The organism is Bacillus sp. B4EP4a (assembly GCF_006680105.1).
In the GTDB taxonomy this organism is placed as follows: Bacteria; Bacillota; Bacilli; order Bacillales; family DSM-1321; genus Peribacillus; species Peribacillus simplex_E.
This window is the reverse complement of sequence record NZ_VHIK01000126.1, coordinates 1-219: the sequence shown is the minus strand read 5'-3', so window position 1 is coordinate 219 and position 219 is coordinate 1. Positions and strand designations below refer to the sequence as shown.

Here is a 219-nt window from a genome sequence, read left to right as displayed (position 1 = left end):
TTGTGCTTTACTCGTGAGTTTGGGCCTTTTACTCGTGAGTTTGCGCTTTACTCGTGAGTTTGGCGCATTTACTCGTGAGTTTGGCGCGTTTACTCGTGAGTTTGTGCCTTTTACTCGTGAGTTTGGCGCATTTACTCGTGAGTCTGGCGCATTTACTCGTGAGTTTGCGCTTTACTCGTGAGTTTGGGGCATTTACTCGTGAGTCTGGCGCATTTACTC

1 protein-coding gene is annotated in these 219 nt (G+C 47.9%); it reads left to right on the top strand.

The annotated features are described in order from the left end of the window. On the top strand, positions 1–181 hold a 181-nt coding region (locus tag FNK51_RS27015; RefSeq protein ID WP_220127014.1), incomplete at its 5' end, for a hypothetical protein. Positions 182–219: the final 38 nt, after the last annotated feature.